Annotated in this window: 29 protein-coding genes; 14 read left to right on the forward strand and 15 right to left on the reverse strand. The window is 62.3% G+C overall.

Features of this window, described 5'->3' with window-relative positions; genetic code table 11:
• Both R3F72_RS04580 and R3F72_RS04585 read left to right on the forward strand, forming a co-directional pair.
• Nucleotides 1-291: IS66 family transposase (locus R3F72_RS04580; protein ID WP_332778557.1), on the forward strand; the 291-nt coding region annotated here is incomplete at its 5' end.
• Between the two features lie 346 nt (nt 292-637).
• Nucleotides 638-1,327, forward strand: a complete 690-nt coding sequence (locus R3F72_RS04585) for a glutathione S-transferase family protein (RefSeq protein WP_087720575.1) — start codon at nt 638-640, stop codon at nt 1,325-1,327.
• Here R3F72_RS04585 and R3F72_RS04590 read toward each other — a convergent pair.
• From R3F72_RS04590 to R3F72_RS04600, 3 genes are all read right to left on the reverse strand, one after another.
• Nucleotides 1,315-1,839, reverse strand: coding sequence for a YgjV family protein (locus R3F72_RS04590; protein ID WP_087720576.1), 525 nt, complete (start codon nt 1,837-1,839; stop codon nt 1,315-1,317). The genes R3F72_RS04585 and R3F72_RS04590 overlap by 13 nt on opposite strands.
• Nucleotides 1,840-2,074: 235 nt before the next feature.
• Nucleotides 2,075-2,479, reverse strand: a complete 405-nt coding sequence (locus R3F72_RS04595) for a VOC family protein (RefSeq protein WP_087720577.1) — start codon at nt 2,477-2,479, stop codon at nt 2,075-2,077.
• A gap of 49 nt (nt 2,480-2,528) precedes the next feature.
• A complete protein-coding gene (locus R3F72_RS04600) occupies nt 2,529-3,269 on the reverse strand; it encodes an SDR family NAD(P)-dependent oxidoreductase (protein ID WP_332779012.1) in 741 nt (246 codons plus the stop codon).
• 168 nt (nt 3,270-3,437) lie between these two features.
• Between R3F72_RS04600 and R3F72_RS04605 the strand changes: the two genes are divergently transcribed.
• The gene (locus R3F72_RS04605; protein WP_332779013.1) at nt 3,438-4,061 is read left to right on the forward strand and encodes a TetR/AcrR family transcriptional regulator; all 624 of its coding nucleotides are present in this window, start codon (nt 3,438-3,440) and stop codon (nt 4,059-4,061) included.
• Here R3F72_RS04605 and R3F72_RS04610 read toward each other — a convergent pair.
• From R3F72_RS04610 to R3F72_RS04620, 3 genes are read right to left on the reverse strand one after another with little or no spacing between them, the layout of a single operon-like run.
• The gene (locus R3F72_RS04610) at nt 4,048-5,025 is read right to left on the reverse strand and encodes a saccharopine dehydrogenase family protein (protein WP_332779014.1); all 978 of its coding nucleotides are present in this window, start codon (nt 5,023-5,025) and stop codon (nt 4,048-4,050) included. The genes R3F72_RS04605 and R3F72_RS04610 overlap by 14 nt on opposite strands.
• Nucleotides 5,022-5,423, reverse strand: a complete 402-nt coding sequence (locus R3F72_RS04615; protein WP_332779015.1) for a VOC family protein — start codon at nt 5,421-5,423, stop codon at nt 5,022-5,024. Before R3F72_RS04615 ends, R3F72_RS04610 begins: the two co-directional genes overlap by 4 nt.
• 41 nt (nt 5,424-5,464) lie before the next feature.
• Nucleotides 5,465-6,208 carry an SDR family NAD(P)-dependent oxidoreductase gene (locus tag R3F72_RS04620; RefSeq protein WP_332779016.1) on the reverse strand — a complete coding sequence of 248 codons (744 nt, stop codon included), beginning with the start codon at nt 6,206-6,208 and terminating at the stop codon, nt 5,465-5,467.
• A gap of 181 nt (nt 6,209-6,389) precedes the next feature.
• Between R3F72_RS04620 and R3F72_RS04625 the strand changes: the two genes are divergently transcribed.
• Both R3F72_RS04625 and R3F72_RS04630 read left to right on the forward strand, forming a co-directional pair.
• Nucleotides 6,390-7,307, forward strand: coding sequence for an AraC family transcriptional regulator (locus tag R3F72_RS04625; protein ID WP_332779017.1), 918 nt, complete (start codon nt 6,390-6,392; stop codon nt 7,305-7,307).
• Between the two features lie 191 nt (nt 7,308-7,498).
• Nucleotides 7,499-8,224, forward strand: coding sequence for a dienelactone hydrolase family protein (locus R3F72_RS04630; protein ID WP_087720582.1), 726 nt, complete (start codon nt 7,499-7,501; stop codon nt 8,222-8,224).
• A 72-nt stretch (nt 8,225-8,296) separates the two neighbouring features.
• Here the strand turns inward: R3F72_RS04630 and R3F72_RS04635 are convergent, their stop codons facing one another.
• Nucleotides 8,297-9,250: a TIGR03571 family LLM class oxidoreductase gene (locus tag R3F72_RS04635; protein WP_332779018.1), complete on the reverse strand. Its 954-nt coding sequence runs from the start codon at nt 9,248-9,250 to the stop codon at nt 8,297-8,299.
• A gap of 210 nt (nt 9,251-9,460) precedes the next feature.
• Between R3F72_RS04635 and R3F72_RS04640 the strand changes: the two genes are divergently transcribed.
• Together R3F72_RS04640 and R3F72_RS04645 are read left to right on the forward strand one after the other, a co-directional pair.
• A complete protein-coding gene (locus R3F72_RS04640; protein WP_087720584.1) occupies nt 9,461-9,709 on the forward strand; it encodes a GlsB/YeaQ/YmgE family stress response membrane protein in 249 nt (82 codons plus the stop codon).
• 139 nt (nt 9,710-9,848) lie between these two features.
• Nucleotides 9,849-10,469 carry a flavin reductase family protein gene (locus R3F72_RS04645; protein ID WP_303856033.1) on the forward strand — a complete coding sequence of 207 codons (621 nt, stop codon included), beginning with the start codon at nt 9,849-9,851 and terminating at the stop codon, nt 10,467-10,469.
• A 9-nt stretch (nt 10,470-10,478) separates the two neighbouring features.
• Here the strand turns inward: R3F72_RS04645 and R3F72_RS04650 are convergent, their stop codons facing one another.
• Complete coding sequence (locus tag R3F72_RS04650; protein ID WP_143543310.1) at nt 10,479-10,688, reverse strand: hypothetical protein; 210 nt, start codon at nt 10,686-10,688, stop codon at nt 10,479-10,481.
• Nucleotides 10,689-10,890: 202 nt separating this feature from the next.
• Between R3F72_RS04650 and R3F72_RS04655 the strand changes: the two genes are divergently transcribed.
• The 3 genes from R3F72_RS04655 (at nt 10,891) to R3F72_RS04665 (ending at nt 14,568) form a co-directional block, all read left to right on the forward strand.
• Nucleotides 10,891-12,453, forward strand: a complete 1,563-nt coding sequence (locus R3F72_RS04655) for a bifunctional GNAT family N-acetyltransferase/carbon-nitrogen hydrolase family protein (protein WP_087720587.1) — start codon at nt 10,891-10,893, stop codon at nt 12,451-12,453.
• Between the two features lie 7 nt (nt 12,454-12,460).
• Nucleotides 12,461-13,333, forward strand: a complete 873-nt coding sequence (locus R3F72_RS04660; RefSeq protein WP_110632182.1) for a zinc-dependent peptidase — start codon at nt 12,461-12,463, stop codon at nt 13,331-13,333.
• A 317-nt stretch (nt 13,334-13,650) separates the two neighbouring features.
• Nucleotides 13,651-14,568, forward strand: a complete 918-nt coding sequence (locus tag R3F72_RS04665; RefSeq protein WP_110632185.1) for a restriction endonuclease — start codon at nt 13,651-13,653, stop codon at nt 14,566-14,568.
• Nucleotides 14,569-14,627: 59 nt separating this feature from the next.
• Here the strand turns inward: R3F72_RS04665 and R3F72_RS04670 are convergent, their stop codons facing one another.
• The 3 genes from R3F72_RS04670 to R3F72_RS04680 form a co-directional block, all read right to left on the reverse strand.
• On the reverse strand, nt 14,628-14,780 hold the full coding sequence (locus R3F72_RS04670) for a hypothetical protein (RefSeq protein WP_208625320.1): 153 nt from the start codon (nt 14,778-14,780) through the stop codon (nt 14,628-14,630).
• Between the two features lie 78 nt (nt 14,781-14,858).
• Complete coding sequence (locus R3F72_RS04675) at nt 14,859-15,173, reverse strand: hypothetical protein (RefSeq protein ID WP_110632188.1); 315 nt, start codon at nt 15,171-15,173, stop codon at nt 14,859-14,861.
• Nucleotides 15,174-15,410 carry an addiction module protein gene (locus R3F72_RS04680; RefSeq protein ID WP_110632190.1) on the reverse strand — a complete coding sequence of 79 codons (237 nt, stop codon included), beginning with the start codon at nt 15,408-15,410 and terminating at the stop codon, nt 15,174-15,176.
• A 311-nt stretch (nt 15,411-15,721) separates the two neighbouring features.
• On the opposite strand from R3F72_RS04680, the gene R3F72_RS04685 reads away from it, so the two are divergent.
• A complete protein-coding gene (locus R3F72_RS04685) occupies nt 15,722-16,588 on the forward strand; it encodes a sirohydrochlorin chelatase (RefSeq protein ID WP_332779019.1) in 867 nt (288 codons plus the stop codon).
• A gap of 40 nt (nt 16,589-16,628) precedes the next feature.
• On the opposite strand, the gene R3F72_RS04690 is transcribed toward R3F72_RS04685, so the two are convergent.
• Nucleotides 16,629-16,973 (reverse strand): hypothetical protein, encoded by a 345-nt coding sequence (locus tag R3F72_RS04690; RefSeq protein ID WP_332779020.1) that lies wholly within the window; start codon nt 16,971-16,973, stop codon nt 16,629-16,631.
• 5 nt (nt 16,974-16,978) lie between these two features.
• Nucleotides 16,979-17,275: a YciI family protein gene (locus R3F72_RS04695; RefSeq protein ID WP_332779021.1), complete on the reverse strand. Its 297-nt coding sequence runs from the start codon at nt 17,273-17,275 to the stop codon at nt 16,979-16,981.
• Between the two features lie 166 nt (nt 17,276-17,441).
• Between R3F72_RS04695 and ltaE the strand changes: the two genes are divergently transcribed.
• Complete coding sequence (ltaE, locus tag R3F72_RS04700) at nt 17,442-18,452, forward strand: low-specificity L-threonine aldolase (protein ID WP_332779022.1); 1,011 nt, start codon at nt 17,442-17,444, stop codon at nt 18,450-18,452.
• 9 nt (nt 18,453-18,461) lie between these two features.
• Here ltaE and R3F72_RS04705 read toward each other — a convergent pair whose 3' ends face one another.
• Together R3F72_RS04705 and R3F72_RS04710 are read right to left on the reverse strand one after the other, a co-directional pair.
• The gene (locus tag R3F72_RS04705) at nt 18,462-18,908 is read right to left on the reverse strand and encodes a hypothetical protein (protein WP_071232002.1); all 447 of its coding nucleotides are present in this window, start codon (nt 18,906-18,908) and stop codon (nt 18,462-18,464) included.
• 127 nt (nt 18,909-19,035) lie between these two features.
• Nucleotides 19,036-19,911 carry a LysR substrate-binding domain-containing protein gene (locus R3F72_RS04710; protein ID WP_087720599.1) on the reverse strand — a complete coding sequence of 292 codons (876 nt, stop codon included), beginning with the start codon at nt 19,909-19,911 and terminating at the stop codon, nt 19,036-19,038.
• A gap of 266 nt (nt 19,912-20,177) precedes the next feature.
• On the opposite strand from R3F72_RS04710, the gene R3F72_RS04715 reads away from it, so the two are divergent.
• Nucleotides 20,178-21,401 (forward strand): TauD/TfdA family dioxygenase, encoded by a 1,224-nt coding sequence (locus R3F72_RS04715; RefSeq protein WP_256961352.1) that lies wholly within the window; start codon nt 20,178-20,180, stop codon nt 21,399-21,401.
• Nucleotides 21,402-21,554: 153 nt separating this feature from the next.
• Nucleotides 21,555-22,514, forward strand: a complete 960-nt coding sequence (locus R3F72_RS04720) for an ABC transporter substrate-binding protein (protein ID WP_442978328.1) — start codon at nt 21,555-21,557, stop codon at nt 22,512-22,514.
• Nucleotides 22,515-22,718 lie beyond the last annotated feature (204 nt).

Consider the following 22,718-nt stretch of genomic DNA (forward strand, 5'->3'; position numbering starts at 1 on the left):
CTGCTCGAACGTCTCCAGGCGTACGAGGACGACGTGCTGCGTTTCCTCGACGACCCCGCCGCGCCCTTCACCAATAACCAAGGGGAGCGTGACCTGCGGATGACCAAGGTCCAGCAGAAGATTTCAGGCTGTTTCCGCTCCTGGGAAGGTGCCGAGATCTTCTGCCGGATGCGCAGCTTCCTCTCGACGGCGGTCAAGCAGGGCCTGGCAGCGCACACCGCACTGGAACAGTTGTTTGCCGGTGAAGTGCCCGAATTCATGCGTCGGGACGGCCTGGATCAGGCAGCGTGACCTGAATAGTTACAAAAGAAAAAGCACGCTCTGAAGAGCAATCGGTTCGGAAAACGCTGAATAAATCGGCGAGCAGGATGAAGCGCAAGGCGCACGGAGCAAAGGAACCGGAGCCTATGCGTTATAGGTGAGGATTCCACGCACCGCGCAACGCAGCGATTCGCCTGCGCAGACATTTATGCAATGTTTTCCCTAAAGCTTAGCCGGTTACCCGTAGAGTGTTAGGGCAGGGCCAACGAATCAAAAAGTCCGATCGGCAATGTCCTTATTCGATCGAGTACTCAGGGCTTTGCGTACCAAGTCCGAAATCGCATACTCGGGCTTTCCCCCGACAGCGGAGGCTGCCATGACCTATCGACTTTTCATCGCCAACAAGAACTACTCTTCCTGGTCGATGCGGCCCTGGGTGCTGCTGCGTGCGCTGGAAATTCCGTTCGAAGAGGTACTGACGCCGTTCGAGGGCGCCGGCCAGCAACAGGCGTTCACGCACTTTTCGCCCACCGCCAAGGTTCCCTGCCTGCATGATGGCGATCAGGTGGTGTGGGATTCGCTGGCGATTCTGGAATACGTCGCCGAGGACCATCCGGCTGTCTGGCCTGCCGATCGGGCCGCCCGCAGCTGGGCACGCTGCGCCAGCGCCGAAATGCATTCCGGGTTTGCCGCGCTGCGCGACGAGTGTTCGATGAACTGCTCGCTGGTCATCGACCTGGACACCCCGAGCGAGTCGCTAGAGAAGGAGCTGATTCGGCTCGATGCCCTGTGGCAGGAAGGGCTGGAGACTTTCGGCGGCCCCTGGCTCGCGGGCGACGCTTTCACCGCTGTGGATGCCATGTTCGCTCCGGTCGCGGTACGCCTTCGCGGCTACGGCATCGAACTCGGCACGGCCGCCATGGCCTACGCCGAACGCCTGCTCGCGCATCCGGCAGTCGCGGAATGGATCGAACAGGGCATCGCCGAGCCGTGGATCGACGAACCCCACGAGATCGACTGCATTCGTGACCGGCGCGTGCTTGCCGATCGCCGTCAGCCAGCCTGAAGCCGCCGCTTCGCCCGCTGGATGCGCCACATGGTGAGCAGGTTGGTGCCCAGCGCGATGAGCTCGGCAATGATGCCGCCGACCGAGCCGATCAACAGGTTGTTGATCAACCAGGCAACGGCGGCGGCGGCCAGCAGAATCCGCATGGGGATGCCATGGAGCATGAACATGCCGATGGTGCCGAATACGCCCGCCGCCAGTGGCCACAGATCGGCAGCCTGGCCCGCCGTCGCCAGCGCAACGACGACGTTGACCGCCAGCACGCACAGCATGACGCTCCAGCGCTCCTTGAAGCGCCGCGCCAGCAGGATGCGGGCGATGACCAGCAGCGAGATCCCGGCCGCCGTCCACTGCCCGAAGAGCGCGAAGTGGGCGGCGAACGCGATATTGGCGAAGATCAGATAGACCAGCAGCCGGTCGTCCTGGCGGCTGGCGAAAGCGATCATGATGAAGCCGAGAGCGACGAGCCCGACCAGTTGGGCGGCGATCCAGGTCATGTTGTAGGCGTCCATGCAGCTCCCAATGTCTGAGCAGGATTGGCTTGTAAGCTCTCCAGCTTAGACGTTTCGGACCGCGACCGAAGCATCAGCATCAAAAGGGCAAGGCAACGTAAAGTCCGTGGCCGACATCTGACTACCTGCCAGATGATCGGATACGATCATCAACGCTGCACGCGCCAATGAAGGATATGTCTATTTCATCGCGGCGGTTGCACGGCCTGCCTGGGCACGGAAAGCTCTCCTACCGTCATGGGCGATTGATAGAGTCCTGGCACACCACTTCCACATTAATGCCGTCGGGGTCCAGCACGTACGCCGCATAGTAGTGCTCGTGGTAGTGCGTTCGGACGCCAGGCGGTCCGTTGTCGGTACCACCAGCCCCCAGCGCAGCCTGGTGAAAGGCATCGACGATGGCACGGTTCCGTGTCGCGAAGGCAATGTGCGTGCCGGCGCCCGGGGGTTCGTTGTCATGGATCCAGAGACTGGGATAGCCGTCCCTGCCGAAACCGTGGCGTGTGCCCCCGGTGCGGGTGCGCTCGGGCCCGACCGTGATGACCCGGACGATATCCAGCGGCGCGAGGGCCAGTTCGTAAAACCGTCGCGACACCTCAGCGTCGCGCACGGCAAATTCGATGTGGTCGAGAATGGTCATGGTTGCACGCTTCAGCTCAAGTGGTATGGATGAACGGCTCGAAGGCTGATCACACCTGGGACGCGCCACCATCGGCGAACAGCTCGACGCCGTTGATGTAACTCGAGGCATCACTTGCCAGGAACGCCACGGCCTTGCCGATCTCCTGCGCCTCGCCTATCCGTCCCAGCGTGCTTTTTTCACTGAACGCTTGAATGATCTGCTCCGCGTCATCGGCCAGCATGCTTCGCAGAGATTGCGTATCGACAGGGCCAGGGCTGAGTAGATTGATCCGAATGCCGGAACCCTTGATGTCCAGAATCCAGCTTCTGACCATGGCACGCAGAGCGGCCTTGGTGGCGCCGTAGACACTCAGGCCGGGACCGGGATTCATCGAGGCAGTGGAGCCGATGATGACGATGCTGGAGCCTTGGGCCATGAGAGGCAACGCCCCCTGAACGGTAAACGTCACCCCTTTCACGTTGGTACTGAAAATCCGATCGAAGCTTGCTTCGGTGATCTCACCCAGTGGCGCGATCTCCCCCATCCCGGCGTTGGCAACCAGGACATCGATACGGCCATGAAGCGACTCGATACGGCTGAAGAGCCCTGCCAGATCGGTGGCGTTCGACACATCGGCCGTCATGGCGACCGCCTTGTCACCCAGGCCGGCCAGGGCCTGGTCCAGTTGCTCCTGTCGGCGCCCGGTAATGACCACGCGAGCGCCCTGTTCAACGAACTCCCGCGCAATCGCGAGCCCCAAACCAGATGACCCACCGGTGACCAGCACGACCTTATCTTCGAATGACATGAGATTTACCTGAGCAAGGAAAGCGTTATGGGAAAGCCTATGTAGTGAACACTACATACAACGTGCACGTCACGCACTATATTTATCGATTACTATATAAATATGGCAGCGCCTTTGTCTCCGGGTATAGCGGCCGCTACACTCCCTCCCTCACCCAGCGAGGCCATCATGAATACGAAGACCCGACAACGCCGCCCGGCTTTCGATCGCGAAGCAGGAGTCGCCATTGCCCAGGCGCTGTTTCACGAGCGGGGCTATGACGCGGTCAGCCTTGCTGATCTGACCCAAGCCATGGACATCAAGCCGCCCAGTTTTTACGCCGCTTACGGCAGCAAGGCAGCGCTGTTCGAACGGGCAATGCTGCGCTATGCGCGGGAAAATGCCCTACCGATAGGAGATCTTCTGGCCCCAGACCGCCCTCCCGCCGAGGCGCTTCCCGCCCTGCTGCTCGCTGCCGCCGAACAGTATGGACAAGACAGCATGCTGCGCGGCTGCATGATTACGGAGGGCTTGCGAGCGGATGACCGGGTCGCCCGTCAGATGGCCGAGAACCTCGCCAACAGTGGACTCCAGGCGATTCGGGCTTACCTCGATCAGGTTCGCCCGCAAGACGCGCAGACGCTGGCCGACTACGTGGTGGTTACTTTGCGCGGACTCTCGGCCTCGTCTTGCAACGGCATGTCACCCCAACGCCTCACCGAAGTCGCAAGGGCCGCTGGCCGATTTCTCGCGCATGAACTGGAAGTGGAGTCCGAGGAGTCCACAGCGGCTTCGGTCTCTAGCAATCCGTGATCGTCGTGCCGGCGATGGTCTCGGCGAACCCCTTACCGAATATTCGCGCCGGGGTTTCGAAACCCGGCCGATGTTCACCCTCGAGAACTCGACTCGCGGCCTCGACGGCCGCCAACGGCGTGTAGGAGTAGCCGTTGACGGTTTCGATCATCGATCGGACGACCGTGCCGTCAGCCGCCGTTACCTCGGCCACCGCGCGGGCTCGATGAGCATCGCGTTGTTCTTCGGTCGGGCCATCAGGCAGCAGCGATAAATCGCCTTCGGGGAACGCCTCTCCACTGACATGCACGAACATGGCGATATCGGGGATTCCGGTGGAATACCAACCGGTGACCAGATCGCCGAACGACAGCGGCGAGCACGGCACCGGCCCCTCACCGAAATCGAAGTGGCGTGGCTGCGCATCGGGGGTCGGAACGAGATGGCCGTCGACCCTCGCCATCAGGCCCGCGCCGATGATCTCGCTGACGCTCATGGCGGAGCCCCGCGACATGGAACCGGGAACCTGAAGCGCCACCCTCAGCGACCGCGGCTCCTGCACACGCTGCGCGACGTGCACCGCCAGGCAATCGGTCGGCACCACATCCCAGCCGACGCCGGGGAGCAGCATGACGCCGGCCTCGGCCGCTTCGGCGCCCAGTCGTTCCGCCAGCCGGTAGACATTGATCTCGGCGGTGATGTCCAGGTAATCGACGCCGGCCTCGAGGCACGCCCGCATCAGTGGCTCCGCCGTTTGCGCGAAAGGGCCTGCGAAGTTCAGCAGCACATCGATACCGGCCAGGGACTGCGCTGCATCGGCATCGGCCTCAAATACCCGAAAGGGAACCGCCAACGCCTCGGCGAGAGAGGCCAGCGTTTGCCGATTGCGCCCAGCGATCTCGAAATCGAGCCCCAACGTTTTGGCATGCGCTGCCACCATGCGGCCGGTATAGCCGGTCGCGCCGTAGATCAGGAGTGTTTTCATCGGGCGTGCTGCCAGTTCTTATAGACGAATTCGAGACTGTAGCCGTCGGGGTCCAGAACGTTGGCGGCGTAGTAGTCGGGGTCGTAATGCAGCCGCGCTCCAGGCGCGCCGTTGTCGACAGCGCCGCTCGCCATGGCCGCGGCGTAGGCCGCTTCGACCTCCGCCTTGCTGCTCGCCACGAAACCGACGTGAACGGCTTTTCCTTCCACCACGCCCTCGCGTAGCCAGAAGAACATCCGGCCATTGGCACCGAAACCCTTGAGATCCGGGTGGCCCGGCGGGCCGTCTTTGCCGTCGTAATCGAGCCGGGCCGTGATCCCCAACGGGGCGAGTGCGGCCTCATAGAAGCGAATCGAGCGTGCGATGTCGCTGACGGATAAAAAGAGATGATCAAGCATGCGGTGTCCTCCTGGACGCAGATGCCAATACAGAAGCAGAGTTAGATGCAGTAGCCGCCAGCGACTTCGATGGTCTGTCCGTTGATCCAGTCGCTTTCATCGGACAGCAACATGGCGATGATGCGAGCGACGTCCTGCGGCTCGCCGACGCGACCGAGCGCCGTCTGGGAGGCCAGCAAAGCCTCGAACTCGTCGTTCAGGCCACCGCCCAGCTCGGTGCGAATCGCTCCCGGCGAGACGGCATTGGCCCGTATGCGGCGGTCGCCGAACTCCTTGGCCATGTAACGGGTGAGCACTTCCAGCCCGCCCTTGAGAGCGGCGTAAGGCGCCACGCCGGCCGTCGCCACGCGGGTGGTAGCACTGGTCAGATTGACGATGCTGGCGCCTTCCTCCATCAACGGGAGCAAAGCCTGGGTGAGGAAAAACGGGCCTTTGAGGTGAACGTTCAGCAGACCATCGAACTGGGACTCGGTGACAGACTCGAGCGGGTTGAACAAGCCGTAGCCGGCGTTGTTGACTAGACCGCTCAAGGTGTTGACGCCCCAGTTCGTCTGTAACGTCAGCTTCAGCGTTTCGCGAAATGCCTCGAAACCGCTGATGTCAGCGACATCCAGTTTCAGTGCGACGGCCTTGCCGCCGGCGGACTCGATACGCTGAACGACCGACTGCGCGGCGTCGGCGTTGCTGTTGTAGGTGAGGATGACGCCCATGCCTTTCTGGGCACAGTGCTCGGCAGCGCTGGCACCAATGCCACGGCTGCCTCCGGTGATGACGATAACGCCCATGGGCTGCTCCGGTGTCGATGGGATAGATATTCACCCTAACCATTACCCTCATCGCGGGCTCAGCCGTTCCTGCCCGAAACCTGCCCGTTTCTGCTTTTTGCTTGCGCGGGCGCGCCCCCGGGATCAGCATATCTCTTCATAACCGCCCCAACCGCTCGCCATGAACGACCAGCCGCCTGCCATGAACGATCAACTGCTCGAGCTTCGCTCCCTGGCTGCCAAGGCCGAGAATCGCCGTACGGAGACGGGCATTCCGCGTGTGGCCATGGTCCAGGGCGAAATTCCGGAACACATGCTGGCCGCCGTCTACGAGCCGATGGTCAATCTGATCCTGCAGGGCAGCAAGACGATGACCGTCGGTGACCGCACGCTGCGCTATGACCCGGCGACCTATTTCGTCATGTCCATCGAGCTGCCGGCGGTGGGCACGGTGCATCCGGCGGCTTCGGGGGAGCCCTACCTCGCGTTGAGCCTGACGCTCGACCCCGCCGTGCTCTCGACGCTGCTGACCGACCTGCCTACGCCTGCCGGGCGTTACGAAAGCGAGAACGACAACAACGCAGGATTTTCGGTGGCTGCGGTCACGCCGAAGTTGATGGACGCGTGGCTACGCATGCTGCGATTGATGGACAGCCCGGAAGAGATCGCGGCCCTCGCCCCGGTGTACGAACGGGAGATTCTCTACCGCGTGCTGCAAGGGCCCCATGGCTGGATGCTGCGAGAAATCGCGGCGCCGGATACCGCCATGGCCCGGGTCAGTCTCGCGATTCAGTGGATCCGGCAGGACTTCGCCAGGCCGATCAGAGTGGAAACACTCGCCCGGAAGGCGGCGATGAGCGTGTCCGCGTTTCACCGCCACTTCAAGGCGGTGACCACGCTGAGCCCGTTGCAGTACCAGAAACGGGTTCGACTGCTCCAGGCGCGCACACTCATGGTAGCCAGCGGCAGAAGCGTCACCAGCGCCGCCTTCGAGGTCGGCTATGAAAGCGCGACACAGTTCAGCCGCGATTACGCTCGGGTATTCGGGCTGCCTCCCGCCCGGGATAGCGCGAGGATTCTGGGGGAAACCAAGGGGCGCGGCCGATCGCCCGATCGCTGAAAGCCGCCTCGGCGCGCCGACAACCGGCATTCGCCGCGGGTTTTACTGCCACCTGACGATTCGGGAAGCGCGGCACTCTCGTCTTTTCCATTGCCTGCTAAACTTCCCGTCTCGGGCTTCACCGTTTACCTCAAGGCGTTTGTCTCAAAGCGCTTTACTCAAGTTCAGTCAACCGCCCACAAGGAGAGACCATGTCTCAGAGCGATTCCCAGACGAACATCAGGACCGAATGGATCGAGATCACCGCCGAGGACGGCAAGACGTTCAAGGCCTACCAGGCGCTGCCGCACAAGGGCAAAGGGCCCGGCATCCTGCTGATCCAGGAGATTTTCGGCGTCAACGGCCACATGCGTGGCGTCGCCGAACAGTATGCGATGGATGGCTATAGCGTCATCGTGCCCGACATGTTCTGGCGCGATGAGCCGGGCGTCGAACTCGGCTATGACGGCGACGACTGGAAAGCGGCGGTCGCCCACAAGAAGGCGCTCGATTATCCGACGGCGGTCAGCGACCTGCGTGCCGCGACCAAGGCGCTGCGGGCAAGCCCCGTCTGCGACGGCCCCATCGCTTCCGTGGGCTACTGCATGGGCGGCGTCTTTTCCTACCTCTGCGCCCTGGATGCCGGTGTCGACGCCGCGATCTGCTACTACGCCGGCGGCGTGACCGAATACCTGCCGCGCGCCAACGAGCTCAAGGTGCCCGTTCAGTTCCACTTCGGCGCCGAGGATGACCACATCCCGCTCGAGCAGGTCGAACAGACCCGCCAGGCCTTTGCCGGCAACAAGGATGTCGAAGTGCATCTCTACGGTGGAGCGGAACACGGCTTCAACTGCTGGGCACGGGCGAGCTACAACCAGCATGCTTCCGCGCTGGCGCACGGCCGTACGCTGACGTTCCTGGCCAGCCACTCCGAGTGAGGAACGAGTCGAGCTCGTGTCGGAACGGCTGAAACGTTTCGGCGCGAGTCTTGAACGGTCAGGGTTGATGAATCAGGGCCGATGAAAATGCGGCAGGACGTGGGCGGCCAGCTCTTCGATGATGGCATCGGCTGGCCGCTCCTCGAGACGCAGATTCAGGGAAACGTGATGAACGCCCATCTCTCTGAGCGCCTCGAGCACGTCGATGAGGGCATCACGGCCGGCACGATAGCCCAGGTCGATGGGCGTCGCCGGGGCCCCCGGATCGGCGGCAAGATCAAGGCGCATCGCCTCGCCGAAGCCGCGGAACTCGCCGGGTACGCTCTGTTCGACGGCGGCCCGCCACATGCGATAACGATCGCGCTGCTGCGCCTGCTCGCGGTGATAGGTCATCCAGCCGATCGCGTGGCGGGCAATCCAGTTGACGCTCTGCCCTCCCGAACCGACCGCCAGCAGCGGCACGGGCTCCGGGGCTAGCGGCCGAAGCTGGAAATCCGGCGAATCCGTATCATGCCGATCCGGCACGACCTCCTGCGGCGTACCCAACGCCTTTGCCACCACCTGCCAGTGATCCGCGAACAGGCGCCGCCGTTCGGCGACATCCTCACCAAAAGCGGCAAATTCAGGCGGCCGGTCGCCGGACCCCAGCCCGAGGATGAAACGACCTTCCGAGAGCGTGGCGACCGATGCCGCCGCCTTGGCGATATGCAGCGGGTGGCGCAGGGTGAGCACGATGGCGCCGCTGATCAGCGCGATCTGCCGCGTTTCCGCTGCCAGAGCGCCCAGCCAGCTCCAAGGATCCAGATGGCCTACCGGATCGGGATAGTCGCGGCTGTTGAGCGGCACGTCCCGAATCCACAGAGCGCGAAACCCGCCCCTGTCGGCGAGTGTCGCCAGACGCCGCTGCTCGGTAACATCGACCACTTCCTGACCGCCTGGCATCAGCGGCAGCGTCAATCCGATCGACAGCCGATTCGGTGCCAACACGCGCCCAACGATCGCCTGTTCGGCTCCGCCAGCAGACATGACCCCTCCTTGAACATTCGACCAATACATCGGGATGCGTTGTCCGGGCCGCGTCACGAATCATGACGCCCGGAAACAAGGCGCAAGGCACGATGATAGCCCCGATCCGCGCTTGTCGTATTCCCGATCTGCGACTAGTGTCCAAAGGGCATGCAGGAAGGCATGCACTTGTTGTGAAAGTTCAGCATGAACCAAACAGGGACAGACGCCATGGGAATTATTGCGTGGATCATCTTCGGCCTGATCGCTGGCGCCATCGCCAAGATGGTCATGCCAGGCAAGGATCCGGGTGGCTTCATCGTCACCATCATCATCGGGGTTCTCGGGGCCGTCGTCGGCGGCTGGATCGGGACCGCGCTAGGGTTTGGTGACGTATCCGGCTTCAATATCGGCAGTTTCCTGATCGCCGTCCTCGGTGCGATCGTGCTGCTGATCATCTATCGCGTCGTGCGCAAGTAGCGCTATCACCGATTGCCCCGGCCCGGCGGCCCGTCCGCCGAGCCGGAGGCCCGCTTCTCTTCTCTTTTCAGTCGATATACCCTTCGCCAGTCCGCAGGACATTCTTTCGCTTCCGACACTCCCTCCAGGATCAACCGGCATGCCGAGCAACGCGCATTTCTATGAACCGAGTCGCGGTCACGAGCTACCGCATAACCCTTTCAAGGCGATCGTCGGGCCGCGGCCGATCGGCTGGATCTCCTCGCGGGATCGCGAAGGCCGACTGAATCTGGCGCCCTACAGTTTCTTCAACGCTTTTGCCGACACGCCGCCCATCATTGGCTTCTCAAGCTCAGGCTATAAGGACAGCGTGCGCAACATCGAGGCGACCGGCGAGTTCTGCTGGCAGCTGTCGACGCATGCACTCGCCGAGGCGATGAACCAGAGTTCGGCGTCGGTAGCGGCCGAGGTCGACGAGTTCGAACTGGCGGGCCTGACGCCGCAAGAATCCCGCGTCGTCGGCGTTCCCCACGTCAAGGAAGCGCAGGTCGTGTTCGAGTGCCGGCTGACGCAAACCCTTCGGCTGCAATCGGCCGCGGGCGAGGAGATCGACAACTGGCTGGTGTTGGGCGAAGTCGTCGGCGTGCATATCGACTCGGCGCTGCTCGAGGACGGCATCTACCAGACCGCCGCCGCCCGGCCGATTCTGCGTGGCGGCGGCCCGGCCGACTACTTCGAAATCAGCCCGGACCAGAACTTCAAGATGTCTCGTCCCGGCTGAAGCGCGCCGCTAGATCCGGTTTGAAGGCTCGTAGAAGCGCCAGGTATTGCGCCTTGCCCGCTTGGCCGCATACATCGCCATGTCGGAGAACTGCACTGCCTGCCCGAAGCCGCTGAACCTCTGCCGTTCGTCTTCGGTCAATGGCCGGCCTCGGCCGCCCAGCCTATCGCCGCCATGGCCAACGCCAGACAGACCGGCAGTAATCGTTTCATTCAGCATCTCCGACGGCCACGCTGACAACCTCGTCGTCGCATAGAAAGTTAGGAGCATTGAGCATTGCCGGCTGATTGCCCGCTTTCCTGAAGGGCCGATTAGCACCTGTCCCGCGGCCCGATTCCTCGTCATCCAGAGTGCGAAGGTCGCCCCGTGTTAGACTTTGTCCCTATCTCCCTCCTATTTTTCTCATGGAGTCCGGCGCTCAATGTCTTTGGAAGAACTGCACCTCAACCTGCGCAACCTCACCCCCGAGGACTACCCGCAGCTCAAACGGCTGATGGATGCCGTCTATGACGACATCGGTGGCGCCTGGTCGAAGCTGACGATCGACAAGCTGATCGGCGAGTTCGCCGACGGCCAGATCATCGTCGAGGACGATGGCAAGATCGTCGGCGTGGCGTTGACGGTGCTGGTCGACTACGACCACTTCTCCAACCCGCACAAGTACGACGAGCTGATCGGCCATCGCGAGATCATCCTCAACGATGCCAACGGCGACGCGCTCTACGGGCTCGACGTGCTGATCGACCCGGCCTATCGCGGCTACCGTCTCGGCCGGCGTCTCTACGAAGCGCGCAAGGACCTGTGCCGCTCGATGAACCTGCGGGCGATTCTCGCCGGCGGGCGGATCCCGAACTACCACCAGCACGCCGACGAGATGTCGCCCGCGGAGTACATCGATCGGGTGGCGCGCAAGGAGTTCTACGATCCGATCCTCTCGTTCCAGCTGGCCAACGACTTCCTGGTCAAGCGCCTGCTGACCAAGTATCTGCCCGAAGACGAGAAATCGATGGGCTACGCCACCCTGCTCGAGTGGAACAACATTCTCTACGAGCCGGCCAGCCGGATCATCGAGACCCGCCGGACCCAGGTTCGCGTGGGCGCCGTGCAGTGGCAGATGCGCGAGTTCGACTCGGTGGAAACCGTACTCCAGCAGGTGGAGTTCTATGTCGACGCCATCTCCGACTACCAGAGCGATTTCGCCGTCTTCCCGGAGCTGTTCAACACCCCGCTGATGGGGCTGACCGACCAGACCGACCAGGTCGCCGCAATCCAGTTCCTGGCCGGGTTCACCGAGCGCTTCAAGACCGAAATCTCGCGCATGGCGGTCTCCTACAACATCAACATCGTCGCCGGTTCGATGGTCGAGCTGGGCGAAGATGGCAAGCTCTACAACGTCTCCTACCTCTGCCACCGCGACGGCGAGATCGACCGCCAGGCCAAGCTGCACATCACCCCGCAGGAGCGGCGCGACTGGGTGGTCGAAGGCGGCGACGAACTGCAGGTGTTCGAGACCGATGCCGGCCGCGTCGGCATCCTGATCTGCTACGACGTCGAATTCCCGGAACTGCCGCGCCTGCTCGCCGAGCAGGACATGGACATCCTGATCGTGCCGTTCTGGACCGACACCAAGAACAGCTACCTGCGCGTGCGCCACTGCGCCCAGGCCCGCGCCATCGAGAACGAATGCTACGTGGTCGTCTGCGGCAGCGTCGGCAACGTACCTTCGATCGAGAACCTGGATATCCAGTACGCCCAGTCCTCGGTATTCTCGCCGTCGGACTTTGCCTTCCCCCACGATGCCGTGCTGTCGGAGACCACGCCCAACACCGAAATGGTGATGTTCTCGGATCTCGACCTGACCAAGCTCAAGCTGGTGCGTTCCGAAGGCGCGGTGACCAACCTCAAGGACCGCCGTCTGGACCTGTTCGACCTGCGCCTGCGCGACTGGTCGTGGAAATCCGGGGCGCGTCAGGAAGAGAGCTGAGCGGGACATGAGCTTGTTGAAAGGCGGGGGGAAGAGCAGGTGGCAGGACTGGTGGAAAGCCTGGCGGCAGGATCGGAAAGGCAACCGGCACAACGCCCGGCAACGCTCGCGCCCCCCGTTCGACCCCGAGGCGTGGCGGCCGATCCGCCACGGCCTGCCGCTGCTGGCCGATCTCGACGACGTTGATGCCGAACGTCTCGGCCCGCGCGCCTGGCAACTGCTGCACGGCAAGCGCTGGGTCGCCGGTGACGGCGTCGAGCTCGACGATGCCGCCCTGCTCGCCATCGCCGCCCAGGCCCAGTTGCTCACCCTCGGCTGGTCGGATCGCGACGCCAGCGCCGCCTTCGACAACGTCACCGAGATCATCCTGCTGCCCGACGCCTTTCATCGACACGTCGAGGAGATGGACGACTTTGGCGTGATGCACGAATACGTGGACGAGCGCGCCGGGGAAACCTCCTGGCGCGGCCCGGTGGTGCTGGCGATTCCCGATGTCGCCGAGAGCGGCGACTACACCGGCTATAACGTCATCATTCACGAATTCGCCCACAAGCTCGACCTGGGCAACTCGCAGGATGTCGACGGCTTCCCGCCGCTCGCCGCCGCGAGCGATGTCACATCGAAAGAATGGCACCGCGTCTTCACCGCCGTCTGGGACGACCTGCAGGCCCACATCGCCCACGACGAGCCCACCCCCATCGACGACTACGCCGCCACCCACCCCGGCGAATGCTTCGCCGTCTGCTGCGAACTCTTCTTCAGCGCCCCGGATCAACTCGCCGCCGTCTACCCCGACCTGCTCGACCTGCTGAACCGCTACTTTCGTCAGGAGCCGTTGGTGAGATTTCAGCGGCGGAAAGATGAGGATGATGGCTCATAGAATCGACCCTCGTTGCCCTGTAGCCGCATATCGGCCCCAATGGCCAAAACACCTAAGCCAATCCTGACTAGAGAAATGGTCTCACAACGTTACTCGGGACAAATATTGTTTTACATTGGCAGGAATGATAGGTCGTTCAATATAATAGAGTTTGCAGCCGACGCGATGTTTGGTGTTATAGGATGGACTCAACTAAAAATTGGAAAAGTCATACAAATAAGGATGCTGCATAAAAATGTTGAATACGCATACTCGTTAAAAAGAGTATAACGAGCCCGCCACCTAACAAATGTTATAGTTGAAAACGGGAGTACCACTTGGCCGTACCTGACTTTCAATCATTAATGCTGCCATTACTAAAATTCTCCGCTGACGGCGAAGAACATTCGATGCAGGAAGCCCGAGAAGGGCTGGCAGAAGTCATGAGGCTCTCCCAAGAGGATCTTGAAAAAAGACTGCCGAGCGGCCGGCAATATACGTTCGCAAATCGTGTGGCTTGGGCAAAGGTTTATCTGACCCAAGCGGGGATTTTGGAATCTCCCAAACGGGGTAAATTTAATATCTCTAATCGTGGCAAGCAGATCCTTATTGAAGCCCCTGATCGGATCAGTATCAAGTATTTGGAACAGTTCGAAGAGTTTCAAGAGTTTCGGCAGGCGAGCAGCAAGAATCGCACTCAAAAAGTGACTCACGTGGGCGACCACGATACTTCTTCTACCACGCCTGAAGAAACGCTTGAGCAAGCATATCAACAACTTCGGGACGAAGTAGCGAATGAGCTTCTTCATTTAATTAAAGCTAATACGCCAGAGTTTTTTGAGAAGCTCGTCATCCACCTCATTGTTTCGATGGGGTATGGCGGTTCCGTAAAAGAAGCAGGGAAAGCTACGCGAAAAACGGCAGATGAAGGAATTGATGGCATTATCAAAGAAGACCGTCTCGGGCTGGAGACAATATATCTTCAAGCTAAACGCTGGGAAGCGGTAGTTGGCCGACCGGAGATTCAAAAATTTGTTGGTGCTCTTCATGGACAGCGAGCTAAGAAAGGCGTGTTTATTACCACCAGCCGTTTCTCGGAAGAGGCGCTGGATTATGTCGGCCAGATTGATCCGAAGGTGGTTCTTCTAGATGGCACTGACCTTGTACAACTTATGATTGATCATGGTGTAGGTGTGAGTTCTGCCGAGACATACGAAGTCAAGAAAGTGGATACTGATTTTTTCATTGAAGATTAATCGTGAAAACTGCCAGGCCTCGACATACTGCGCCGGGGCGGCGGGAAACCACCCCAGCTCTACCGCGAGATAGAAGAGCCTGGCGTCGGTAGCCCTTCCCCGTGCCGGCTGACGACCAGCGCAGCGATGAAGGGCCGGTGCTGTTGGGCATCCTCGCGCATCAGGTTCTCCAGTGCTTGGGCGGTGCGCTGGATGGTGCGCGTAAGGCTCACATCGTGCCGCCATCACACGCGACGCCCATCCATGAAGCCGCTGGACCGATTGATTCGCCATGTGCGGTCTCATGTCAGTTAGGACCTACTGCGTCCCAGCCAATAGCCAGGTTTTCGGGAATGATGGGCAAAGGCGATAACGACGGTTTCTTCCGGCAACTCAATCGCAACAACGTCAAACGGGAAGCGCTCCAGGATCAGCCGCTTTGCACCGGTTTCGCCAGCTTCTCCCGAGAGAGGGGATAAAGGAATGAAGTTTTCTTCAATGACGTCGATAGCAGCTTCAACGGCAATGAAAAACTCTGCTCCGAGTCCAGGTTGCTCATATTCGTACCAGACTGCTGCCTCTATCGCTTCATGCGAGGCTTCTTCAAGTATTCTTACCGTTCGCACTTACTGGCCCAGTCTCGTCCGCATCTTGGTTCGGAATTCTTCGCGACTCAACATTGTGCCCTTGCCGCTTTTGGCCTTGGATGCACGGCGAACGATTTCCTCGCTCCAGGCCTGCTCAACGGAGTCGTCACGGGGGCCATCCAGGCTCATGATGAGTTCGCGAGCCAACGCCGCACGTTCCGACTCGGAGAGAGTCGAAATCTGGGAGCGTAGGTGATCCAGCGTTTCGGTAGTCATGACGCCTCCACGAGTAGCGATAAAGTTATGCTATGCCGTCTGAAAAGCCCTAACAAGGCCAGTCACGGCAACGGCATTGCGGTTTCGCAATTATGACGCAGCCGCGCGTGCTCAGTGGCATTATATTCACCTCGCCTGATCCCCCGTTCCAAAGGATGCCCACTTTCCCGATAGGGAAAATCAGAGCGCCATCAGCCCATTTCTTAGCTATTTTTCCCTATCAGGAAAAGTCGCTTATGCTGGCTTCGTATCGACTCGTCTTGCCGTGAAAGGCTTGACTCGCCATCTACCTGCGCCAGCTTTGAGGCCCCATGCGAAAGATACTGCTCGTCGACAACGGTTCCCTGCGCCCCCAGGCGACGCTCAATCTGCGTCGTCTTGCCGATGCCTTGAGTCAGGACACGGGCGAGGCGGTCGAGGCTGCTTCCCTGCTGCACTCCTTCAAGATTCCGCCCGAGCAGCTCGGCGGGCAGAAGGCCGTCTCGGTGGGGCCGCTGGCCGAACGATATGCGGCCGAGGGCGTGACCGAGCTGCTGATCCTGCCCTTCTTCTTCGGGCCCAGCCAGGCGTTGACCCGCTACCTGCCGGAGCGGTTGGCCGAGGTGCAGGCCAGCTACCCGCAGCTCTCGGTGAAGGTCGCCCCGCCGCTGGTCGACACGCTGCTGGCGCCGGATCTGCGTCTGGCCAGGCTGCTGGCGGAGAACGTGCGCGAGCGCATGGCCAACCTGTCGCGGCCAAAGGTCGTGCTGGTCGATCACGGCAGCCCGATTCCGGAGGTCACGGCGGTGCGCAACTATCTCGCCGGGCAACTGAGCGCGCTGCTGGCCGATGAGGTCGAGTGCGTCACCTTCGCTTCCATGGAGCGCCGCGAGGGCGATGCCTACCGCTTCAACGAGCCACTACTGGAGACGCTGCTGGCTTCGCCGGCCCTGGCCGAAGGCGACGTGATTTTGTCCATGCTGTTTCTTTCCCCGGGCCGTCACGCCGGTGAAGGTGGCGATATTGCCGAGATCTGCGCCCAGGCGATGTCTCGCGCCCCTGGCCTGAACGTCGTGACGACTCGGCTGGTGGGCGAGAACGATGCCATCCTGGAACTCCTCGCCACTCGCCTGCAGCAGGCGCTGGCCGGTGGGCCGCTATTGATGGAATTGCCGGCGATCGGCGCCAAGGACGACTGACCCGCGCCTCGGCTGGGGCAGGAGTGTTTGCCGCAGTTCTCTACTTCATCGCCGCCAACACACGCTCGAACTCCTGCCGCCAGGCCTTGGCATATTGCGCCGAATCAGCGGGAAATCGCCCGAGTTCCACCGCGAGATCGAAGAAGCCTTGCGCCGGCAGCCCTTCCCCACGGCGGCTGACGACCATTGCGGCGATGAAGGGCCGGTCTTGCTGAGCATCCTCGCGCATCGTGCTCTCCAGTGCCTGGGCGACGCGCTGGATGGTGCGCGGCGGTCGCAATCCCAACGCCTCGGCGAGTTGCTGGTAGGTCAGCGGCAGAGTCTCGCGAGGCGCTGTCTCGAGAAGATGACGAACCTGGGCGGGGAGGGATTGGGCGTCGGTCATGATTCTCAGGCGTTCGGATCGAAGAGCTTCACTTCGCGAATGTCGATTCGCTCCCACACCCGCCCGGTCATGTAGGGCTCGGTCTCGAGCCAGGCGTCCAGTTCCCGCCGGTCGGCAAAGCGGAAGTGAACGTTGGAGCCGATCATCTTGCCGTCATCGTTCAGGATCGCGCCGCCACTGAGAAACTTCCCCTGCCTGGCGAGCTCACGAACGCCTGCCAGATGCGTGTCGCGATGGGCCAGCCGGCGCTCGAGCGCTTCATCATCCGTGTAGTCATAGGCCACTACGGCGTACTGTTTCATGCGGTACTCCTGTCGTTCATGCCTCATCGAAGGTGATTCGCATCATGCGTCAGCGCTGCCGACGAGACAAATCGATCGTGACGGTACACTCTCTCCATTCCGCGACGCGCCATCATTGCCGCTACAATCTCCTTCCAACTCCAACATCACCCAAAGGCCACATTCCATGATCGATCTCCGCAGCGATACCGTCACCCGCCCGAGCAAAACGATGCGTCAGGTGATGTTCGATGCGCCAGTGGGCGACGACGTGTGGGGCGACGATCCCAGCGTGGCGCATCTGGAAACCTATATCGCCGAGCGCACCGGCAAGGCGGCGGCGCTGTTCTTCCCTTCCGGCACGCAGAGCAACCTGGTGGCGCTGTTGAGCCACTGCCAGCGCGGCGACGAGTACATCGTCGGCCAGCAGGCGCACACCTATCGCATGGAAGGCGGCGGCGCGGCGGTGCTGGGCGGGATCCAGCCGCAGCCGATCGAGAATGAAGCGGACGGCACGCTGCCGCTGGCGAAGATCGAGTCGGCAGTGAAACCGATCGATCCGCACTTTGCCCGCACGCGCCTGCTGACGCTGGAAAACACCTTCCACGGACAGGTGCTGAATGCCGATTATGTCGAGGCGGCTACTGCGCTGGCACGACGTCACGGCCTGGCGACTCATCTGGATGGCGCGCGGATCGGCAACGCTGCGGCGGCTACCGGGGCCAGCCTGGAGGCGCTCTGCAGCCCCTTCGATACGATCTCGATCTGCTGCTCGAAAGGATTGGGCGCGCCGGCCGGTTCGGTGCTGGTGGGGCCGGCGGCGTTCATCGAGACGGCACGGCGCTGGCGCAAGGTGGTCGGTGGCGGCATGCGCCAGGTCGGTATGCTGGCGGCCGCCTGCGAATACGCCCTGGAGCATCACCTGCCGCAATTGACGGAAGATCACGCCAAGGCCGAGCGCCTGGCCGAAGGTCTTGCCGGTATCGACGGCATTACGGTGACCTCGCAGGCCACCAACATGGTGTTCGTCGAGTTCACGCGCCCGGCATTCGACCCGGCTCGGCTGCATGAGTGGCTGGAAGAGCGCGACATCCTCGTCGGTGCGCTCTACGCCCCGCGCTTCGTCACCCATCGCGATGTGTCGATGGACGACATCGATCGCGTCGTCGCCGCTTTCGACGAGTACTTCACCGCCTGACCGCCCGGCTCAGTCGAGCCGGGTGGATGAAGAATTGTTCGGCCGGGTCGGCGTCGAGGAAGCGCCCGGGTTCGGTGCCGCGTTCGGCGCCGCCTGGGGGCCGCCGTCGCCGGCGGGCGCATTCGGATCGCAGGTACGGCGGGCGGTGGAAATGGTCGAACCGCCATCGTTGCCCCGGCAGATCGAACCCCCGCCGCTGGGCAGCCGCTCGCGGGTTTCCCGTGGGTAGATCAGGTTGGGGCTGACATTGATGTCCATGTGCCTGGGCACGTAGTCGGCACGGCCATCGCGGTCGTTGTCCGGCAGTCTCACGCGGTGGCCGGTCTGGGGATCGACCACCGTGACGCCATCGGCAACGGCGGGCGCGCTGCCCAGCGCCGTGCCGGCAATCGCCAGCGCGAGACAAGTGACGGCCAGTGTGCGGCGACGGCTGACGGGCATGATAGAGATGCGCATGATCCACCTCCGGGTGGGTATCTCACCTACGGGAATGCTGCCTGCGCCCGGCGTCAGCCGGGCATGACGTTCCATGGACATATTCCATGGACATAGTGTAGCGCTCGCCGCGGGATACGTGATGCGTTCAGGGTGCGGATTCGCGGGTCCGAGAGAGCCACTCCCACAGCGCGGCGGCTGCCGGGCGCAACTGGCGGCGGCTGGGCCGGACCAGCCAGAACGCTTCGTCCGTCGCCATGTCGAGCTCGAACGGCGCGACCAGATCGCGGCTGGCTTCGAGCAGGCGGCGATGGGAAAGCGCGACGCCGCCGCCGTAGGAGGCCAGCGCCAGCGTCGTCACGTGGGTGTCGCAGATCATCGCCTGGCAGCGATGCTCGAGCCCGGCGACGCCCGCCTCGGCCAGCCAGCGCGGCCAGCCGGCAGCGAACCCCGCGGCATGCAGCAGCGTCCTGCCCGCCAGATCTTCCGGCGTATGCAGTTCCGCCGCCAGCGCGGCGGAGCAGACCGGCAACAGCCGCTCTTCCCCCAGGCATTCCGCGGTAACGTCGTTCCACTCGCCGTCTCCGTAGCGAATCTCCAGATCGGCCCCTTCCGCCCCGAAGTCGTCCGCCCAGATCGCGCTGACCAGCCGCAGGGTGATCTCTGGGTGCATCTGCTGGAATCGCATCAATCTCGGCGCCAGCCAGGTCTGCTGCATCGCCGGTGTCGCCCGCAGCGTCACTGGCGCGCCGGGGCTGGGGCCGAAGACTTCCGACGTGCCCTCGGCCAGACGGGTGAACGCACCCTGAACGCTGGGCAACCAGGCCTGCCCCGCCGGCGTCAGCGCCAGGCTGCGCGGATAGCGCACGAACAGCGACTGGCCGACGCGATCTTCAAGCAGCCGGATGCGCTGGCTGATCGCCGACTGGGTGACGCCGAGTTCTCGGCCGGCCTCGGTGAAGCTCAGCGTTCTCGCCGCCGCTTCGAACGCCTGCAGCCACAATACCGGGGGGAGTTCGGACATGATTTTCGTCGGCGCCCTCTTCAGGAATGCTCTTTGACCTAATGGCTCTTTGGTCAAACGGTTCGTGGGTTTAATGGCTCATGGGCTGGATGGTTCATGGGCTGGATGGCTCGTTAGTCTAATAGCCAAAGCCGGTCATTAGCTCAGCTTGGCCTTTGCGGTCAGATTAATCGTTTGTCATGTCTCGGCGCAATCCGCATCCTTGTGACACTCATCTACACATGTTGTTAACAAGGTGGCGCTGTCAGCCATCGAGGAAGTGCCTTTTGTCATCCGGAAACGCCTTTAACGAGACCCATGCCCATCGCGGTGATCAACCCATCGACATGGCCGAACTGCGCCGCTACCGCCCGGGCGCCGGCGCGCCGGCCGCCGAGCTCGAGAGCGCCGTCGAGCAGGCGCGTCGAGTGACGCTGACCTGGTCGGATGGTCGGTCCGGCCAGTTTCCGCTGATGTGGCTGCGCGATCACTGCGCCTGTGACCAGTGCCGCCACCCGATGACGCGCGAACGCCTCTACAAGCTGCTCGACGACCCGCTGTGGGAGCGCTTCGAGGCAGACGAGGCGCTGGCGTCCTTCGAGTTCGATGCACGCTCCCTGACGCTGATCTGGCAGGACGGCCACGTATCGCGCTTCGATGCCGGCTGGCTCTATCAGCGCTGCCCCGGCGAGGAGCTGGCGACGCTGCTGCCCACCCCGACGCCGTGGCGTGAAGGCTTCGCCCCCGAGCACGTCGAACATGCCGATTTCGTCGGCGGCAGCGAGGGCCGCAGCCGCTGGGTCAGCGCCCTGCTGCGCGACGGCCTGGTCATGCTCGACCAGGGCCCGTGCGAGCGGGAAGAGGTCTCGCGCATCGCCGAGAGCATCGGCCCGATGCGTTCGACCAACTTCGGTGGCCGGTTCGACGTGCGCTCGGTCCCCAACCCCAACAACGCGGCCTACACGGCGATCGGGCTCGAGCTGCACACCGACCTGCCCAACTGGCGGCAACCGCCGGACATCCAGTTGCTCTACTGCCTCGAGAACGATGCAGAGGGCGGCGAATCCAGCTTTGCCGATGGCTTCGCGGCCGCCGAGACCCTGCGCGCCGAGAACCCGGATGCTTTCCGGGTGCTGTCCGAGACGCCCATCGACTTCCGTTTCCAGGACGACGGCCACGATATCGCCGTGCGCGAGCCGGTCATCGATCTCGATGCCGAAGGCCGTCCCCGAGAGATCCGCTTCAACAACTGGATTCGCGACACGCTGAGCCTGCCACTGGATCGGATCGAGGCCTGGTACGACGCCTACCGCGCCTTCTGGCAGATTCTGCGCCGCCCGGAGGGACGCGTGGAGCTGACGCTGGCGCCCGGCCAGATGGTCGCCTTCGACAACCGCCGCGTGCTGCACGGCCGCAACGCCTTCGACCCTAACACCGGCAAGCGCCATCTCCAGGGTACCTATCTCGATCTGGACATGTTGCAATCACATCTACGAGTGCTGTCGCGGTGAACCGACGCGCGGCACGACGTTGATACGAGCCGCCCGAAGTCGTGAACTTCATGACCGGGCGGCTTTTCTGCGTGTATCCCGGTGCATTTCCGCCAGGCTATCCGCCTTTGTGGAACGGGATACGCCAATTGAGGGAACGACAGGAGACAACAAATGAAAAGACCGATGACGATTTCCGCCCTGACGCTGACCACCGGCTTGATCGCAGGAACCGGTTTCGCCCTGATGGGCACGAGCGCCGCGATGGCAGCGGACCAGCAGGTCAACTTCGGCGTGCCGTCCTGGCCCGGCATCACGGTGAAGACCGAGATCGCCCGGCAACTGCTGGCGCCGCTGGGTTATGAGGGCAAGACGCAGGACATCGGCCTGCAGGTGATCTATCAGGGGCTCGATACCGGCGATGTGGATGTCTTCCTGGGTGCCTGGCTGCCGGCGCAGAACCCGATGCTGGAGCCGCTGGAAGCCGACGGCAGCATTACCCGCCTGGCGACCAACGTGACCGGCGCGCAGATGACGCTGGCCGTGCCGGACTACGTCTACGATAGCGGCATCACCTCCTTCGCCGATCTCGATGCCCATCGCGACGAGTTCCGGGGCGAGATCTACGGCTTCGGCGCCGGTTCCGCCGCCAGCGAAATCCTCAACAAGGCGATCGATGAAGACGCCTGGGGGCTGAGCGACTGGACGCTGGTCGATACCAGTACGGTCGGCATGCTGAGCGCCGCCAAGAGCCACATCACCAACGAAGAGCCCATCGTCTGGGTTGGCTGGACGCCGCACTGGATGAACCTCGAACTCCCCATGCGCTATCTCAGCGATTCCAAGAACCTGTTCGGCGAAGGCAACGGCGCCAGCGACGTGCGCACGTTGATGGCGAGCGACTATGCCGATGCTCATCCGAATCTGGTGACCTTCTTCAATCAGCTCTCGTTCTCTGCCGAGGAGCAGAGCTGGATGATCAAGCAGTACGGACAGGAAGAGAAGCCGATGGAAGAGGTCGCCAAGGCGTGGATCGAGCAGCATCCCGAGCGCGTGGAAAAGATGTTGGAAGGCGTGAAGACCCAGGGCGGCGATCCCGCATGGCCCGAAGTCGAGAAGTCTTTCTCCTTCTGAAGTCGAGAAGACTGGCTCCTTCAGAATCCAGGCGCCGGCATCGAGACGCGAGACGGCGCTAGCAAAAAACCGTTACAAATTCATGCCGATTTTTTTGCCGTCTCTCGGAACTAACGGAACACCCGGCACTCTGAGTAGGTGTTCCCTTGAATGATCCCTTACTTGCCCACCATCCCCTGGTGGGCATTTTTTTGGTTCATCGCA

The sequence above is a fragment of the Salinicola sp. 4072 genome (genome assembly GCF_036663415.1).
GTDB classification, from domain to species: domain Bacteria; phylum Pseudomonadota; class Gammaproteobacteria; order Pseudomonadales; family Halomonadaceae; genus Salinicola; species Salinicola salarius_A.